Below are 17387 nucleotides of genomic sequence, written 5' to 3'. Positions count from 1 at the left end.
ACGGAGGCGTTGTCACGAGGTTGTGCGGAGCAGCCGTACGCCGACGCACGGCTGTCCATCGGTTGTGTAACAGCGCCGGGCGAGGTGCCAGGGGCCGCCTACGTCAGCGGCAGCCGGTACCGGCCGTCCGCCAGCGGTTCGACCAGCCCGTCGGCGACCAGCCCGTCCAGTGCCCGGGCCCGCTGCACCGGTTCGTCCCACACCGCGTCCAGAGCGGCCTGGGGTACGGGAGTGAGCGCGTCCCGCAACACCGCGAGCAGCCGGCCCCGCACCTGCCGGTCGGTCCCCGCGTACGTCTGGCCCTTGCGAGGCGGCCCCTCGTGCGCGGGCTTCCCGGCCAGCCGCCACGCGCACTGCGAGGCGATCGGGCAGCGCTCACAGCTCTCGTTGCGCGCGGTGCACACGAGCGCGCCCAGCTCCATCGTGGCCGCCGCCCACCGGGCCGCGCGCTCGTCCTCGTCCGGGAGCAGCGCCCGGGCGAGCTTGCGTTCGGCGGCGGTGGTCGCGTTCGGCGGGTACTGGATGCCGTTCGCGGCGCGAGCGAACACCCGGCGGACGTTCGTGTCGAGCACCGCGTGGCGCTGTCCGTACGCGAACGAGGCCACGGCCGCCGCCGTGTACTCGCCGATCCCGGGCAGCGCCAGCAGCTGGCCGTGTTCGCTCGGTACGTCACCGCCGTGCCGTTCCGTTATCGCCTGCGCGGCCCCGTGCAGGCGCAGCGCGCGGCGCGGGTAGCCGAGCCGGCCCCAGGCGCGGACCGCCTCCCCGGGCGCCTCGGCGGCCAGGTCGGCGGGGCGGGGCCAGCGGGCGAGCCACTGTTCGTACACCGGGAGGACCCGGCTCACCGGGGTCTGCTGCAGCATGAACTCGCTGACCATCACCCCCCAGGCGCCCGCTTCGGGGCGGCGCCAGGGAAGGTCGCGGGCGTGCTGCTCGAACCACCCGATGACGGGGGTGTGGAGGGAGGCGGCGGCGGAGGGCGTCTGGGGGGAAGTCGAAGTCATGGCAGTCATGGCACTGACGATCCTGGCACGGAAGCCGGGAGCGGTGTCGCGTACGCGGGGGTGTCGGGCCGCACGGCGGTCCCGGCGGGTGAGAACGCCACCCGTTCTGTCCCCTGTGACCGGGTCCGCGACCGGCCGCCGTGATGATCATCGGGAAAACTTGATGATGATCGGCAAAACTTGTGACCGGAGCGGCGGGTGGGGCCTGAGACGGCCGCGATCTCTCGTACAGTTTGGCGCGTGGGATCTATGCGCAATCCGGTCGGTCCGCTTCCCTCCAGCATCTACTGGCGCCGAAGGGCGGTAGCGGGACTTCTGGTTGCGCTGCTCGCGGTGTTGATCGCCTGGGCGGTGACCACCGCCGGAGGAGGCGGCACCCAGGACGACGGCAAGCCCGGCGGTTCCGACCCGGTCGAGTCGATCACCCCTGGGCCCGGCAGCTCCGGCCCGGCGATCAGCCAACAGCCGGGCGGCCGCGACGAGTCGGACGACTCGGAGGACTCCGGCGGCGGGAGCGGGTCCGGTGGCTCCGGCGGCTCCGGTGGCTCCGGTGGATCCGGTGGCGACGCGAGTGCGGGCTCCGGCGGCGGTGCGGGATCCGACGGTACGTCAACAGGCGGCGCGGACACGGCCGGTGCGGGCTCAGGTGGCTCGGGCTCCGGCGGCTCCACGACCGGCCAGCAGGTCCCGGCCAACTCCCCGCTCCCCGCATGCAAGCCCGGCGGGCTGGAGTTGACCCTGCGTACGAAGGTCAGTTACGGCCCCGACGACCGGCCCACGTTCGAGATCATCGCCCGCAACACCTCGTCGGCCGCCTGCAAGGCCGACCTCGGGCCGAAGAACGTGGTGCTCACGGTCACCGAGGCGAGCGCGGAGAACGACGACGTGATCTGGTCCTCGAAGGACTGCCCCGCGGCTCCGGGCCCGCTGTTCCTCCAGGTCCCGGCGGGGGCGACGATCGTGCACACGGTGGACTGGGACCGGGTCCGCTCGGCGCCCAACTGCGCCACGCCGCCGCCCGGCAAGGCCGCCCCCGGCACGTACCTCCTGGAGGCGGAGACCACCGGCACGAAGATCCGCCCGGCCTCCTTCGTCCTGAAGAAGGACTAGCCGCCACTTCCGTCCCGTCCGGCGCCACCCCCAGCCCGTCCGGCGTTTGAGGACGGAACCGTCGCCAAGGGGGCCGGGGCCGCAAACCCAGCCCGTCCGGCGTTTGAGGACGGAACCGTTCCCGTGGACGGGCCCCGCCATCACGGCCCAGGGCCAGCCCCATGCGCAGCGCCCACCCCACCCAGGCTTCCGTCCTCAAACGCCGGACGGGCTGGAGTGGTGCGGCCGGCTCAGACGTACCGTTCCAGGATCGACGACTCCGCCAGCCGCGAGAGCCCCTCGCGAACGCTGCGGGCCCGGGCCTCGCCCACCCCGTCCACCGTCTGGAGATCGTCCACGCTCGCGGCAAGAAGCTTCTGCAGGCCCCCGAAGTGCTCCACCAGCCGCTCGATGATCGCCCCAGGAAGCCTCGGCACCTTCGCCAGCAACCGGAATCCTCGCGGCGACACCGCCGAGTCCAGCGTCTCCGGCGAGCCGCTGTACCCCAGCGCCCGCGCCACCACCGGCAGCTCCAGCAGCTCCGTGTGGCTCAGCGCGTCCAGCTCCGTCAGCGCCTCCGCCACCGTGCGCGACCGTTTCGCCGTCGGCTCGGGCACATAGTCCCGGACCACCAGCTCCCGCTCCGGCTCCACGCCCGCGATCAGCTCGTCCAGCTGGAGCGACAGCAGCCGGCCGTCGGTGCCGAGCTCGACCACGTACTCCGCGATCTCCGTCGCGATCCGCCGCACCATCTCCAGCCGCTGCGCCACCGCCGTCACGTCCCGGACGGTGACCAGGTCCTCGATCTCCAGCGCGGAGAGCGTGCCGGCCACCTCGTCCAGGCGGAGCTTGTACCGCTCCAGCGTGGCGAGCGCCTGGTTGGCCCGGGACAGGATCGCGGAGGACTCCTCCAGGACCCGCCGCTCCCCGTCCACGTACAGCGCGATCAGCCGCATGGACTGGGAGACCGAGACGACGGGGAAGCCGCACGCCTTGGAGACCCGGTCCGCCGTACGGTGACGGGTCCCCGTCTCCTCCGTGTGGATCGAGGCGTCCGGCACCAGCTGCACGCCGGCCCGCAGGATCTTGGTCATGTCCTTGTCGAGGATCAGCGCCCCGTCGAGCTTGCACAGTTCGCGCAGCCGGGTCGCGGTGAACTCCACGTCCAGCACGAACCCGCCGGTACACATCGACTCGACGGTCTTGTCCATGCCGAGGACGATCAGCCCGCCGGTGTTGCCCCGGAGAATGCGCTCCAGGCCGTCCCGCAGGGCCATTCCGGGCGCGACCGCGCTCAGCGAGGCGCGCATCAGCGCCTCGTTACCGGTGCCTTGGCCGGACTTTCCGGGCGTTGTCGCCCGGTCGTTGGCTGCCACTGCACTCCTCCGGTCGACAGGTTTGCGGTGCCCCGGCGTCCCCCGTGCCGTGTCCACGGACGGGCGAGACCAGGGCAAAGTCTACCGGCGCGCGTTCTCTTCCTGACGAGGCTGCGGCGCCTCCTGACGAGACCGGCGCGGGAGGACCCGCAGAGCATCCCCCATGTCGGCGACTTCTGTGACCTTCATACCCGAAGGAACCTTTCCCGGGTCGGTCGGTACCAAGGCGTGGGTGAAGCCGAGACGGTGTGCCTCGGCCAGCCTGCGCTGGACGCCGGTGACCCGTCTGACCTCGCCCGCGAGACCCACCTCACCGATCGCGACCAGGTTCTTCGGGAGCGGGGTGTCGCTGGCGGCGCTGGCCAGCGCGAGCGCGATCGCGAGGTCGGCCGCCGGCTCGGTGAGCTTCACACCGCCGACCGTCGCGCTGTAGATGTCCCGCTTGCCGAGCGCGCTGATCCGGCCGCGCTGCTCCAGCACGGCGAGCATCATCGAGACCCGGGAGGTCTCCAGACCGGAGGTGGTGCGCCGGGGCGAAGGGATCTGGGAGTCGACGGTGAGCGCCTGCACCTCGGCGACCAGCGGCCGCTTCCCTTCCAGCGTCACCGTCAGACAGGTGCCCGGCACCGCCACGTCGCGCCGGGTCAGGAAGAGGCCGGAGGGGTCGGCGAGGCCGGTGATGCCCTCGTCGTGCAGCTCGAAGCAGCCGACCTCGTCGGTCGCCCCGTAACGGTTCTTGACGCCGCGCACCAGGCGCAGCCGGGCGTGCCGGTCGCCCTCGAAGGAGAGCACCACGTCGACCAGGTGCTCCAGCAGCCGGGGCCCGGCGATCGCGCCGTCCTTGGTGACGTGGCCGACGAGCAGCGTGGCCATCCCGCGCTCCTTGGAGGCCCGGATCAGCGCCCCGGCCACCTCCCGGACCTGCGCCATCCCGCCGGGCGCGCCGTCGATCTCCGGCGAGGCGACCGTCTGCACCGAGTCCAGGATCAGCAGGGACGGCTTCACCGCGTCCAGGTGGCCGAGCACCGCCGAGAGGTCGGTCTCCGCAGCGAGGTAGAGGTGGTCGTTGATCGCCTTGATCCGGTCGGCCCGCAGCCGGACCTGGCTGGCGGACTCCTCGGCGGTCACATAGAGCGTGCGGTGGTCGTCGCTCGCCGCCTTGGCCGCCACGTCCAGCAGCAGCGTCGACTTGCCGACGCCCGGCTCGCCCGCCAGCAGCACGACGGCCCCCGGCACCAGCCCGCCGCCGAGCACCCGGTCCAGCTCGCCGACGCCGGTCGAGCGCGCGGTGGCCGTACGGCTGTCGACCTGGCCGATCGGCAGCGCGGCGGTGGAGACCCGGCCGGCCGCGGTGGTGCGCACGGCGGGGGCGCCGCCGAACTCCTCGACCGTCCCCCACGCCTGGCACTCGGGGCAACGGCCGAGCCATTTGGCGGTGGTCCAGCCGCATTCGGTGCAGCGGTAGGACGGCCGGTCCTTCGCGGATTTCGTACGGGCAGCCATGGCGTCACCGTATAGGTGGGGTCTGACAACGCCCGCCGCACGGGGGGCGCGAGGCGGTGCCGCCGCACGCAGGGCGCACGGAAGCACTCCGCATGGATTCCGTGATCCCCGGGCCGCGGAACCCATGATTTCGCGGGATACGTTCACCCGTAAGGGTTAAATGTGCTCAAGGGGCGCCAAGCGCACGTACTCCTCTGTCTACGGTCGCCGGGTGACGAGCAGCAGGATGCAGGCCCCCACGCACACCACCGGCGCACACGGGGCGCACCGACGAGCACCGCACGCCTCCACCCAGCGACCGGCCGCGCGTTACGAGCCGCACCTCGACGGCCTCTTCACCTACTGCCTCTCCGTGCTCTGCGACCACGACGCGGCGACCGAGGCGCTCGGTGCCGTCCTGGCGATCGCGGAGCGGCACGGAGCCCGGTGCCCCGAGGCCGAGGAGGAACGTCAATCCTGGCTCTACGCCCTGGCCCGCTGGACCTGCCTGCGCACCCTCACCGAACGCAGACGCGGCCGCCAGGCCCACCGCAGGCCCGCTCCGGCGCCGACCACGAGCGCGCCCGACACGCACGCCCCGGACACCACGCCCGCCACCCCCGAGGACGCCACCACCCCCGCCCCCGCCGAGTCCCCGGCCGCCGAGGCCCGCCGCCGGGAGCTCGCCACGCTCGCCTGGCCCGAAGCCGCCGGCACCACCCCGGAGCAACGCGAAGCGCTCGAACTGGCCGTACGCCACCGGCTCACGCCCCGCGCCGTCGCCTCCGTACTCGGCCTGGAGCCGGTCACCGCGCGGGAGCTGCTGGCGGCGGCGGCCTGCGAGGTCGAGCGCACCCGCGCCGCGCTCGCCGTCGTGGAGACCGCCGGCTGCCCCACCGTCGCCCGCCTCACCGGTGACCACCAGGTGCTCCTCTCCGCCGCACTCCGCCGCGAAATGGTCCGCCACGTCGACGACTGCCCCCGCTGCCGCCGCGCCGCCGAACGGGTCGACGCGGCCGGACCCTGGCCCGGCGCCACCGTCGCCCCGGCCACCGCCCGCCTGCCGCTCGTCGAAGCCCCCCGCCCCTCCGTCCACGTCGCCCTGGCCCAGGCCCGCCGCACCCGCTCGGGCGGCCCCCGCTTCGGCCGCACCGGCTACCCGCTCGACCCCAAGGACCACGCCGCCCGCCGGGACCGGATGCGCGCCCGGGTCGTGACGACGACGGTGGTCGCCACCGTGGTCGCCGCCCCGGTGATCGCGCTGTGGGCCGCGTACCGGGGAGCCCCGCTCACCGGCGAGGGCCACGACGGCTCCAAGGTCACCGCCACCGAGATCGAGGGCGCGGGGGAGCACAGCGACGACCCCGGGACCGCGTACGAGAAGACCGGCAACGCCCGTCCCGGCGACCGGCGCGGCGTCCACTCACCGGACGTCACGGCCGAGGTGGTCAGCACCGGCGGCGACCGCGAGAGCGCGGGCCGCCTGACCGTCACCGCCCGGACCTCCGGCGCGCTCACCACGATCACGCTGACCGCCTCCGCCCGCGGCCCGGTCGACTGGACGGCCGCCACGGAAGCCCGCTGGCTGCGCCTGAACCGGACGGCGGGCACGCTCGCGGCGGGGAAGTCCACCACCGTCACGGTCGCCGTCGACCACGCGGCGGCCCCGCGCGGCCCATGGCGGGCCCTTATCGCGCTGGACCCGTCCGGCTCAGCGGTGATCATCGACGGTCACGGCGCCACCGCCCCGCCCACCGGCAGCACCCCGGACCCGACGCGCCCCGCCCCCGGCACCCCGGACCCCACGGACGGAACCAGCCCACGCCCGACCGACCCGACCCCGACCGATCCGGGCCCGAGCCCGACCGACCCGGCCCCCACGGACCCCGGCCCGACCGATCCGGGCCCGACCCCCACCGACCCGCCCCCCACGGACCCCACCCCCACCGACCCCACCCCCACCGACCCCGCCCCGACCGACCCCACGGACCCGCCCGACCCGGACCCCACGGACCCGCCCCCGACGGACCCCGGCCCCAGCGACCCGGGCCCGACGGAGTGACGGCCTCTGAAAGCTACTGACCGGCCACCGGAGGATCCGCCGGATGCGGCGCCATCGGCAGCAGCGAGGACAGCCGCTCCTCACACAGCTCGACCAGCCGGTCGTACCCCTCCTTGCCCATCAGCTCGATCAGCTCCGGCCGGTAGCTCACGTACACCGGCTCCCCGGCCCCGTGCGCCGAGGTCGCCGAGGTGCACCACCAGTGCAGGTCGTGCCCGCCCGGACCCCAGCCCCGCCGGTCGTACTCGCCGATCGTCACCTGGAGCACCCGGGTGTCGTCGGGCCGGTCGATCCAGTCGTACGTACGCCGTACCGGCAGCTGCCAGCACACGTCCGGCTTGGTCTCCAGCGGCTCCTTGCCCTCGCGCAGCGCCAGGATGTGCAGCGAGCAGCCCGCACCGGCGGCGAACCCCGGCCGGTTCTGGAAGATGCAGGACCCCTCCCAGCGGCGCGTCTGCCGTTCGCCGTCCTCGTCGACGCCGACCCAGCCCGTCTCCGTACCGACATCGTGGAACTGCCACAGCTCAGGGGTGAGCCGCGCCACGTTCTCGGCGACCCGCTTCTCGTCGTCCTCGTCGGAGAAGTGCGCGCCCAGCGTGCAGCAGCCGTCGTCGGCGCGGCCCGCCTGGATGCCCTGGCAGCCGCTGCCGAAGATGCAGGTCCAACGGGAGGTCAGCCAGGTCAGATCGCAGCGGAAGACCTGCTCGTCGTCGGCCGGATCGGGAAACTCCACCCAGGCCCGCGCGAAGTCGAGGCCCTTCTCGTCGGACGGGTCCGGTCCGTTCGCCTCCGGCTGTGACGCCTGCTTGTTCGACTTCGGCTTCTTCGTGGCTTTGTCCTGCTTAGCCTTTTTCGTCTTTGGCACGCGGACAGCGTAAGTCCGATGGCGCAGTAGCGTTCCCCTATGAGACTCGGAGTCCTCGACGTGGGATCGAACACCGTTCACCTGCTGGTGGTCGACGCCCACCCCGGCGCCCGCCCGCTGCCCGCCCACTCGCACAAGGCCGAGCTCCGGCTCGCCGAACTGCTCGACGAGACCGGTGCGATCGGCCCGCTCGGCGTGGACCGGCTGGTGGCGACGATCGCCGGGGCGGTCCAGGCGGCCGAGGACAAGGGGTGCGAGGACGTGCTGCCGTTCGCCACCTCCGCCGTGCGCGAGGCGACCAACGCGGACGAGGTCCTGGAGCGCGTACGGGTCGAGACCGGCGTCGACCTCGCCGTCCTCAGCGGCGCGGAGGAGGCGCGGCTGACCTTCCTGGCCGCCCGCCGCTGGTTCGGCTGGTCGGCCGGGAAGCTGCTGGTCCTCGACATCGGGGGCGGCTCGCTGGAGATCGCCTTCGGGATCGACGAGGAACCGGACATCGCCGTCTCCCTGCCGCTCGGCGCGGGCCGCCTCACCGGCGCCTGGCTGACGGAGGACCCGGCCGACCCGGAGCAGGTCAAGGCGTTGCGCCGGCATGTGCGGGCCAGCATCGCGCGGACGGTCGGCGAGTTCAGCCGGGCCGGGCGGCCGGACCACGTCGTCGCCACCTCCAAGACGTTCAAGCAGCTCGCCCGGATCGCCGGCGCCGCCCGCTCCACCGAGGGCCTCTACGTCCAGCGCTGCCTCAGCCGCAGCGCGCTGGAGGAGTGGGTCCCGAAGCTCGCGTCGATGACCGTCGAGGAGCGCGGCCGGCTGCCCGGCGTCTCCGAGGGCCGGGCCGCGCAGCTGCTCGCCGGAGCGCTGGTGGCGGAGGGCGCGATGGACCTGTTCGGCGTGGAGGAGCTGGAGATCTGCCCGTGGGCGCTGCGCGAGGGCGTCATCCTGCGCCGCCTGGACCACCTGCCGGTGGAACGGGCCGCGCTGCCCGGCTGACGTAAGGCGGTGGACGTACGGCGGTACGGGACGCTCAGCGTCGGCCACGTACGGCAGTGGTCGTACGGCGGTACGGGACGCTCAGCGCCGGTCACGTACGGTCACCGGCCCATGGCCCTGATCACTTTCCGCCAGGGCCCCTCCGCCCCGCGCACCGGTGCCCGTACGCTGTCCAGGTGGCAGAACCAGTGGTGCGCATCCCCGATGCGAAGGTCGCCCTGTCAACGGCCTCGGTCTACCCCGAGTCCACCGCGACGGCCTTCGAGATCGCCGCGCGCCTCGGGTACGACGGCGTCGAGGTCATGGTCTGGACCGACCCCGTCAGCCAGGACATCGAGGCCCTGCGCCGGCTCTCCGACTACCACCAGGTCCCGATCCTGGCGGTCCACGCGCCCTGCCTCCTGATCACCCAGCGCGTCTGGTCCACCGACCCGTGGGTCAAGCTCCAGCGGGCGCGCGCGGCGGCCGAGAAGCTCGGCGCCTCCACGGTCGTGGTGCACCCGCCGTTCCGGTGGCAGCGCAACTACGCCAAGGACTTCGTGACCGGGATCTGGCGGATGGCGGACGAGACGGATGTCCGGTTCGCCGTCGAGAACATGTACCCGTGGCGGTACCGGGACCGCGAGATGCTCGCGTACGCCCCCGACTGGGACGTCACCAACGACGACTACCGGCACTTCACGGTCGACCTCTCGCACACCGCGACCGCCCGCACCGACAGCCTCGCCATGGTGGACCGGATGGGCGACCGGCTCGCGCACGTCCACCTCGCCGACGGCAAGGGCTCGGCCAAGGACGAGCACCTGGTGCCCGGCCGGGGCGACCAGCCGTGCGCGGAGCTGCTGGAGCGCCTCGCCCGTACGTCGTTCGACGGCCATGTCGTCATCGAGGTCAACACCCGGCGCGCGATGTCCTCCGCCGAACGCGAGGCCGACCTCGCCGAGGCCCTGGCCTTCACCCGCCTCCACCTCGCCTCGGCCGCCACCACCACCGACCCGGCCCCCGGGACCAGCCGCCCGTGACCGAGGACCACCGGCACCCGCGCCCCGCCTCCGTGACCGAGGACCACCGGCACCCGCGCCCGGCCTCCCCGCCCCCGGACCGCCCGTGACCGAGGACGCGCCCGCCCCCCGGCGCCGGGGCCGCCCCTCCCGCAAGGCCGCCGCCGAAGGCCCCGACGCCCGTACGCGCATCCTCCAGGCGGCCCGTACCGAGTTCGCCGAGCGCGGCTACGACAAGACCTCCATCCGACAGGTCGCCAAGGCGGCCGGGGTCGACGCGGCCCTCGTCCACCACTACTTCGGTACGAAGGACGAGGTCTTCGCGGCCGCCGTCGAGCTCTCCTTCGAACCGGCCCTGGTCATCACCTCGGTCCTCGGCGGCCCGCCGGAGGGCCTCGGCGAGCGGCTGGCCCGCTACTTCCTCTCCGTATGGGAGAACCCGGCCACCCGCGCCCCGCTCCTCGCCGTCCTGCGCTCGGCGCTCACCCACGAGGCGGCGGCCAAGGTGCTGCGCGGCTTCGTCCTGCGGCGGCTGCTGGAGCGGATCGCCGCGGACCTCGACGTCCCCGACGCCACGTTCCGCGCGGAGCTGGCCGCCTCACACATGATCGGCATCGCGATGCTGCGGTACGTGATCCGGGCCGAGCCGCTCGCCTCGGCGGACCCGGAGGAGATCGTCGCGATGGTGGCGCCGACGCTCCAGCGATACTTGACGGAGAGCTGACGAGCGCGGCGCGTGCCCACGTACCGGCCACCGCATCCCGCATTCCGGACAGCCTGTCCAGATCTTGGATCCGGGGCGTACGCTCGAAGGCAGTCTTTTCTTATCTGTCGGAGTCGGAGGCAGGCCCCCTGCCGAAGGAGCGAGCGACAATGCCCCAGCTGAGGTCCCGCACGGTCACCCACGGACGCAACATGGCGGGCGCGCGCGCCCTTATGCGCGCGTCGGGCGTAGCGAGCGCGGACATCGGCAAGCCGATCATCGCGGTCGCCAACTCGTTCACCGAGTTCGTCCCCGGCCACACCCACCTCGCCCCGGTCGGCCGGATCGTCTCCGAGGCGATCCAGGCGGCGGGCGCGGTCCCGCGCGAGTTCAACACCATCGCGGTGGACGACGGCATCGCGATGGGCCACGGCGGCATGCTCTACAGCCTGCCCTCGCGCGACCTGATCGCCGACTCCGTCGAGTACATGGTCGAGGCGCACTGCGCGGACGCGCTGATCTGCATCTCCAACTGCGACAAGATCACGCCGGGCATGCTGATGGCCGCGATGCGCCTCAACATCCCGACCGTCTTCGTCTCCGGCGGCCCGATGGAGGCCGGCAAGGCGACCCTCGTCGACGGCACGGTGCGAAAACTCGACCTGGTCAACGCGATCAGCGACGCGGTCGACGAGTCGATCTCGGACGAGGACATCCTCCGTATCGAGGAGAACGCCTGCCCGACCTGCGGCAGCTGTTCCGGCATGTTCACCGCCAACTCGATGAACTGCCTGACCGAGGTCCTCGGACTCTCCCTCCCCGGCAACGGCTCGGTCCTCGCCACCCACACCGCCCGCAAGGCGCTGTACGAGGACGCCGGCCGCACGATCGTGGAGATCACCAAGCGGTACTACGAGCAGGACGACGCCACGGTCCTGCCGCGCTCCATCGGCACCCGCGCCGCGTTCGACAACGCCATGGCGCTGGACATCGCGATGGGCGGCTCGACCAACACGATCCTGCACCTGCTGGCCGCCGCGCAGGAGGCCGAGCTGGACTACGACCTGGACGACATCAACGAGGTCTCGCGCCGCGTCCCGTGCCTGTCCAAGGTCGCGCCGAACGTCGCTCCCGGCGGTACGTATTACATGGAGGACGTCCACCGCGCCGGCGGCATCCCCGCCCTCCTCGGCGAGCTGCACCGCGGCGGCCACCTCAACGAGGACGTCCACTCCGTGCACTCCGACACCCTCGCCGAGTGGCTGAAGAACTGGGACGTGCGCGGCGGCTCCCCGTCCCCGGAGGCCGTCGAGCTGTGGCACGCGGCCCCCGGCTGCGTCCGCTCGGCCACCGCCTTCTCCCAGTCCGAGCGGTGGGACACGCTCGACCTGGACGCGGCGGGCGGCTGCATCCGCGACGTCGAGCACGCGTACTCCAAGGACGGCGGCCTCGCCGTCCTCAAGGGCAACCTGGCCGTGGACGGCTGCGTCGTGAAGACGGCCGGCGTCGACGAGTCGATCTGGACCTTCGAGGGCCCGGCGGTCGTCTGCGAGTCGCAGGACGAGGCCGTCGACAAGATCCTCCGCAAGGAGATCAAGGCCGGAGACGTGGTCGTCATCCGTTACGAGGGCCCGCGCGGCGGCCCCGGCATGCAGGAGATGCTCTACCCCACGTCCTTCCTCAAGGGCCGGGGCCTGGGCAAGGTCTGCGCCCTGGTCACCGACGGCCGCTTCTCGGGCGGTACGTCGGGCCTCTCCATCGGTCACGCCTCACCCGAGGCGGCCTCCGGCGGCACGATCGCCCTGGTGGAGGACGGCGACCGCATCCGCATCGACATCCCGAACCGCTCGATCGAGCTGCTGGTCGACGACGCGACCCTGTCCACCCGCCGAGAGGCCCTGAACGGCGTGTACGCCCCGAAGGCCCGCGACCGCAAGGTGTCGGCGGCCCTGCGCGCCTACGCGGCTATGGCCACGAGCGCGGACAGGGGCGCGGTCAGGGACGTCTCAAAGCTGACCTGACAAACTTCAGCCCCTCCGGCGTTTGAGGAGCGGGGTACGGGGCGGAGCCCCGGGTGCACCCGGGGCACAGGCCCTCGGCCCCCCAGTCTCGCTCCCCAGCGTCTCGGGCTGACCTCCCCAGCGCCTCCGGCGCTTGAGGAGCGGGGAGCGGGGCGGAGCCCCGGGAGCACCCGCACAGGCCCCGGGCCCCCACCCCCGCTCAGCCCACCGCTACCAACCCCCCGCCCCCGCCCCGTCCACCGCGAACACCGACCCGTCCGGCGCCGTCCCCACCACCACCCGCCCCGCCGTCACCGGCGCCGGCAGGTCCGACGCGTACCTCAGCTTCCCCCCGCTCAGCCGCGCCCGCGTCTGCCCCACCAGCGCACCCCGCCCCGTGTCGACGGCCAGCAGCCGCCCGTCCGCCGCCGAGAAGTACAGCTGCCCGCCCTCCCCGAGCACCGGCGCGGACGCCCGCCCCACCCCGGTCTCCAGCCGCCACAACTCCGCGTCCCCGCCCGCCGGCGCCCCCGTGTCCACCGCCAGCAGCGACCCGCCCCGCGCCAGCAGGTACGCCGCGTCCCCGCCCATCACCACCTGCGGCTCCTCCAGCCGGAAGGGCAGCGCGATCCGGACGGCCTCCCGCTTCCCGGGCGCGTACCGCACCAGCCCCACCGCCTGCATCTCCGCGTTCATCTCCGTCAGGACCAGCTCCCCGGCCCCGGCGGTGGCGACCGGCGTGAGCACCCCGTCCAGCCGCCGCTGCCACGCCGCCCGGCCGCTGCCCGCGTCCACGGCGGTGACCAGGGTCGAGGCGCCGTCCGCCGCGTGCTCGAAGGCGTACGCGAGACCGGACGCCTCGTCGTACAGCCCGAAGTCGGGCCGTACGTGCTCCGCCAGCGCCCGCTCCCACCGCCCCACCCCGCTCGCGCCGTCCAGCGCCGTGACCGTGCCGCCGTCCGCGACGACCAGCAGCGTGGAGCCGGCGGCGAACGCCGAGCCGGGACTCGCGGAGAGCCCCGTCTCCCGTACGGGAACCCCCTTCACCGGGTCGTACGCGCGCAGCTTCCCGTCCGGACCGGCCGACAGCACGACCCCGCCCGAGACGACCGGCGCCGAGGCCTCGCGGAGCGCGGTGTTCCGGTCCGACCAGAGCACGCGCCCGTCCGCGGGGTCGATCCGCGCGGTCCCGGTCCCGTCCACCGCGCAGTACAGCGCCGCGCCGACCCCGGCGGAGGCACAGACCGGTGTCGCGCTCCCGGAAGCCCGCAACGTGGTGCTCCACGGCGAAAACGCGACGCCCTCCTTCCGCTCCGGCGCCTCCGCGGCCCCACTGCCGCCACCCCCGCCACCACCCCACAACGCGAACCCCCCGGCCCCCACCCCCGCCACCACCAGAAGCAGCGCGGCGGCCACCACCAGCCGCCCCCGCCCCACCCGCCACCGCCGAGCCGCCACGGCCGCTCCGCGCACATGCGTGGCGTCCTCGGCCCCTTCCCGCTCACCGGCACCGGCCCCCACGGCCGACGGCCCCACCCGCCGCTGAGCCGGTATGAACGCGGCCGCCTCGTACGAAGGAGGCCGCAGCTCCGCCATCACCTCGTCCGGCGTCGGCCGCTCCGCCGGATCCTTCGCCAGGCACCGCCCGACCAGCTCCGCGAGATCCTCCGGCACCCCGCTCAGATCCGCCTCGTCATGCACCACCTGGTACGCCACGATGTACGGGCTGCCCGAGTCGAACGGTCCCCGCCCCGTCGCCGCATGGACCAGCACCGCCCCCAGCGCGAACACATCGGCGGCCGGCCCCACCTCACGCGGCCGCTGGAACTGCTCCGGCGCCATGTACGGCGGCGAGCCGATCAGCTTGCCGGTCTCGGTGCGCAGATCACTGTCGTACGGGCGCGAGATCCCGAAGTCGATGACCTTCGGGCCCGCGTCGGAGAGCAGCACGTTGCTCGGCTTCAGGTCGCGGTGGATGACACCGGCCCGGTGGATGTCCCGCAGCGCCTCGGCCAGTCCGGCGGTCAGCCTGCGCAGCTCGGCGGGGGCCAGCGGGCCGTTCCGCTTGACCTGCTCGGCGAGGGTCGGCCCGGGCACGTACAGGGTCGCCATCCACGGCCGTACGGCCTCCGGATCGGCGTCCACGACCGGCGCGGTGAACGCTCCGCTGACCCGCCGGGCGGCCGCCACCTCCTGCCGGAACCGGGCCCTGAACTCGGGGTCCGCCGCGTACGGCCGGTGCACCACCTTCACCGCGAGCTGGAGCCCGGAGGCGGACCGGGCCAGGTGGACGACGCCCATGCCGCCCGAGCCGAGACATGCCTCAAGACGGTAGGTACCCGCGTATTCCGGAAACTCCGCTTCCGGATGCGCTCCGGCCCCTGGCAGCGGCGGCATCGCCCACCCCCGTGTGTTGATGCGCAAGCGCGACGCACGGAGCCTAGTCGATGGTGCGTGCGAGCGGCGTGGGGGTTGTTAGCCTGCGCGTCGTACGGCTTCGTACGCATCGTTCTCAACGGGGGAGGCCCTCATGGGCGTTGACGAGCAGGCCACGGACCAGGCGGCGAAGGCCGCCACGGCGCCGGACGAAACCACCACCACGGCGGCGACCTCGTCGACCCACAAGTACCCGATCGCCCCCGGCTACCGGGTCAACGTCCGCACCGGCCCCGGCACCAGCTACCGGATCGTGCGGACGCTCCCGCTCGGGATGAGCGTCCCGATCTACTGCCAGAAGCCGGGGGAGCGGGTCACCGGCCCGTACGGCACGTCCAACCTCTGGTGCAACATCGCCAACGGCCAGTTCATCTCGGACACCTACGTCTACACGGGCAGCGACGGCTACGTCGCTCCGCGCTGCGACTGACCGGCCCGCCGAGCCGCTCGCTCACGGGACCGGCCCCGGCCCGGGGATAATCGACCCCGTGAGCGAGAACAGCGAAAACAGCCAAGCACCCGGCACCCCCACAGCCTCCGGCACGCCCCAGGCCACCCCGCCCGGCCCGCAGCCCGAGCCCATCCGCTTCTTCGGGACGACCTGGGTCGACCACGACGGCGGCTACGCGCTGCGGCGCGCCGGCGTCGCGGCCGGCTCGCTCGCCACCGCCGTGGCCGCCTGCTTCGTCCTGCGCTTCGCCTTCCAGGGCCTGCAGATCGCGGAGGTCGGCAGCCTGGTCGGGATGCTGGTGATCGCGATGTTCGCGATCTGCAGCGCCGTCGCGTTCCGCAAGACCTGGGAGTCCTTCGGCGCCCGCCCCAAGGACCCGGCCCGCGAGGACGCCCTGCGCGGCCTGAAGTCGATCGGCTTCATCGGCTCGCTCCTCGCCTACTTCGTCCGCTCGCTCATCGAGGCCCCGGGCGAGAAGCTGCGCCGTACGGAGTACGAGACCGCCCGCACGCAGTTCGAGAAGCGCCGCTCGACCCGTACGGGCAACCCGGCGGCCCGCAAGCGCCCCAAGCGCCGCTGACGCAGCCGCCACCCACCGCACCCTCTTGACGAAGGGACCTCCCGGCTCTCTAATTCATCACATGATGAATAACGACGCCGGAAGGAACCGGCCACCCCCCGCCCCAGCCGTGCGGGCCCACGACCTCACCGTCGTACGCGGCACCCGCACGGTCCTGCGCGGCCTCGGCTTCACCCTCGAACCCGGCACCATCACCGGCCTCCTCGGCCCCTCCGGCTGCGGCAAGACCACCCTGATGCGCGCGGTCGCCGGCACCCAGGCCAAGGTGACGGGCACGCTCACCGTCCTCGACCACCCCGCCGGCGCCCCGGCCCTCCGCCCGCGCATCGGGTACGTCACCCAGGCGCCCTCCGTCTACACGGACCTCACCGTCCGCCAGAACCTGGACCACTTCGCCGCCGTCCTCCACCCCGGCCGCGCGAACCGGGCCACCCGCCGGGCCGCGGTCACCCGGGCCATCGCCGAGGTGGACCTCACCACCCACGCCGACGCGCTCGCCGCCACACTCTCCGGCGGCCAGCGCAGCCGCGTCTCCCTGGCGGTGGCCCTGCTCTCCACGCCCGACCTGCTGGTTCTGGACGAACCGACGGTCGGCCTGGATCCCGTACTCCGCCGCGACCTGTGGGACCTCTTCCACCGCCTCGCCGCCGACCGGGGCGCCACGCTCCTCATCTCGTCCCACGTCATGGACGAGGCCGAACGCTGCCACCGCCTCCTTCTCATGCGCGAGGGCCGCATCCTCGCCGAGGACACCCCCGAGGCCCTCCGCACCCGCACCGGCACCGAGACGGTCGAGGCGGCCTTCCTCCACCTGGTCGACGAGGCGGCAGCCACCCGAGCGAAGGAGCCGCAGCCATGACGGCGACCACCACCAGCCCGCTCACCTACTCCCGTACGACAGCCACCGCCGCCCGGGTCCTGCGCCAGCTCCACCACGACCCGCGCACGATCGCACTCCTCCTCATCGTCCCGGTCCTGATGATCACGCTGCTGCGGTACGTCTTCGACGGCGCACCCGGAACGTTCGACTCGATCGGCGCCTCGCTCCTCGGCATCTTCCCGCTGATCACGATGTTCCTGGTGACCTCGATCGCCACCCTGCGCGAACGCACCTCGGGCACCTTGGAGCGCCTCCTCGCCCTCCCGCTCGGCAAGGGCGACCTGATCGCCGGGTACGCCCTCGCGTTCGGCACGGTCGCGGTCGTCCAGTCGGCCCTGGCCACCGCGGTCTCCGTCTGGCTGCTCGGCCTGGACGTCACCGGCTCCCCGTGGCTGCTGCTCCTGGTCGCGCTGCTCGACGCCCTGCTCGGCACGGCGCTCGGCCTCTTCGTCTCGGCGTTCGCCGCCT

At 73.4% G+C, this 17387-nt stretch carries 15 protein-coding genes (1 of these 15 only partly in view); 10 read left to right on the top strand and 5 right to left on the bottom strand.

Annotation, left to right across the window (positions count from 1 at the left end):
* Window positions 1-98: 98 nt before the first annotated feature.
* A complete protein-coding gene (locus ACQP09_RS14470) occupies window positions 99-1013 on the bottom strand; it encodes an A/G-specific adenine glycosylase (RefSeq protein WP_433399311.1) in 915 nt (304 codons plus the stop codon).
* 324 nt (window positions 1014-1337) lie between these two features.
* On the opposite strand from ACQP09_RS14470, the gene ACQP09_RS14465 reads away from it, so the two are divergent.
* Complete coding sequence (locus ACQP09_RS14465; RefSeq protein ID WP_433399308.1) at window positions 1338-2114, top strand: hypothetical protein; 777 nt, start codon at window positions 1338-1340, stop codon at window positions 2112-2114.
* Between the two features lie 230 nt (window positions 2115-2344).
* On the opposite strand, the gene disA is transcribed toward ACQP09_RS14465, so the two are convergent.
* Together disA and radA are read right to left on the bottom strand one after the other, a co-directional pair.
* Complete coding sequence (gene disA / locus ACQP09_RS14460; RefSeq protein ID WP_003968311.1) at window positions 2345-3469, bottom strand: DNA integrity scanning diadenylate cyclase DisA; 1125 nt, start codon at window positions 3467-3469, stop codon at window positions 2345-2347.
* 81 nt (window positions 3470-3550) lie between these two features.
* Complete coding sequence (gene radA, locus ACQP09_RS14455; RefSeq protein ID WP_432152109.1) at window positions 3551-4972, bottom strand: DNA repair protein RadA; 1422 nt, start codon at window positions 4970-4972, stop codon at window positions 3551-3553.
* A 211-nt stretch (window positions 4973-5183) separates the two neighbouring features.
* On the opposite strand from radA, the gene ACQP09_RS14450 reads away from it, so the two are divergent.
* Window positions 5184-7013 carry a BACON domain-containing protein gene (locus ACQP09_RS14450; RefSeq protein ID WP_433399304.1) on the top strand — a complete coding sequence of 610 codons (1830 nt, stop codon included), beginning with the start codon at window positions 5184-5186 and terminating at the stop codon, window positions 7011-7013.
* 13 nt (window positions 7014-7026) lie between these two features.
* On the opposite strand, the gene ACQP09_RS14445 is transcribed toward ACQP09_RS14450, so the two are convergent.
* Window positions 7027-7878: a hypothetical protein gene (locus ACQP09_RS14445; protein WP_433399301.1), complete on the bottom strand. Its 852-nt coding sequence runs from the start codon at window positions 7876-7878 to the stop codon at window positions 7027-7029.
* A gap of 39 nt (window positions 7879-7917) precedes the next feature.
* Between ACQP09_RS14445 and ACQP09_RS14440 the strand changes: the two genes are divergently transcribed.
* The 4 genes from ACQP09_RS14440 to ilvD all read left to right on the top strand — a co-directional run bounded on the left by ACQP09_RS14440 (window position 7918) and on the right by ilvD (window position 12593).
* Window positions 7918-8868 (top strand): Ppx/GppA family phosphatase, encoded by a 951-nt coding sequence (locus ACQP09_RS14440; protein WP_433399298.1) that lies wholly within the window; start codon window positions 7918-7920, stop codon window positions 8866-8868.
* Window positions 8869-9056: 188 nt separating this feature from the next.
* Window positions 9057-9890 carry a sugar phosphate isomerase/epimerase family protein gene (locus tag ACQP09_RS14435; RefSeq protein ID WP_355083576.1) on the top strand — a complete coding sequence of 278 codons (834 nt, stop codon included), beginning with the start codon at window positions 9057-9059 and terminating at the stop codon, window positions 9888-9890.
* 85 nt (window positions 9891-9975) lie between these two features.
* Entirely contained in the window at window positions 9976-10593 is a 618-nt protein-coding gene (locus ACQP09_RS14430; protein ID WP_433399295.1) for a TetR family transcriptional regulator, read from the top strand.
* Between the two features lie 149 nt (window positions 10594-10742).
* The gene (ilvD, locus tag ACQP09_RS14425; protein ID WP_433399293.1) at window positions 10743-12593 is read left to right on the top strand and encodes a dihydroxy-acid dehydratase; all 1851 of its coding nucleotides are present in this window, start codon (window positions 10743-10745) and stop codon (window positions 12591-12593) included.
* A 210-nt stretch (window positions 12594-12803) separates the two neighbouring features.
* On the opposite strand, the gene ACQP09_RS14420 is transcribed toward ilvD, so the two are convergent.
* On the bottom strand, window positions 12804-14969 hold the full coding sequence (locus ACQP09_RS14420; protein ID WP_433399289.1) for a protein kinase domain-containing protein: 2166 nt from the start codon (window positions 14967-14969) through the stop codon (window positions 12804-12806).
* A gap of 133 nt (window positions 14970-15102) precedes the next feature.
* On the opposite strand from ACQP09_RS14420, the gene ACQP09_RS14415 reads away from it, so the two are divergent.
* The 4 genes from ACQP09_RS14415 to ACQP09_RS14400 all read left to right on the top strand — a co-directional run.
* Entirely contained in the window at window positions 15103-15438 is a 336-nt protein-coding gene (locus tag ACQP09_RS14415; RefSeq protein ID WP_433399286.1) for an SH3 domain-containing protein, read from the top strand.
* 58 nt (window positions 15439-15496) lie between these two features.
* On the top strand, window positions 15497-16039 hold the full coding sequence (locus ACQP09_RS14410; protein ID WP_433399281.1) for a hypothetical protein: 543 nt from the start codon (window positions 15497-15499) through the stop codon (window positions 16037-16039).
* A gap of 61 nt (window positions 16040-16100) precedes the next feature.
* On the top strand, window positions 16101-16898 hold the full coding sequence (locus tag ACQP09_RS14405) for an ABC transporter ATP-binding protein (protein WP_433399278.1): 798 nt from the start codon (window positions 16101-16103) through the stop codon (window positions 16896-16898).
* Window positions 16895-17387, top strand: the 5' portion of a protein-coding gene (locus ACQP09_RS14400; protein WP_433399275.1) for an ABC transporter permease. 269 nt of this gene lie beyond the right edge of the window; 493 of the gene's 762 nt are visible here — the first part of the coding sequence; the start codon lies at window positions 16895-16897; the stop codon falls past the right edge of the window. Before ACQP09_RS14405 ends, ACQP09_RS14400 begins: the two co-directional genes overlap by 4 nt.

This window comes from Streptomyces sp. CA-146814 (assembly GCF_050942385.1).
In the GTDB taxonomy this organism is placed as follows: Bacteria; Actinomycetota; Actinomycetes; order Streptomycetales; family Streptomycetaceae; genus Streptomyces.
This window is presented reverse-complemented; position numbering and strand designations above follow the sequence as displayed.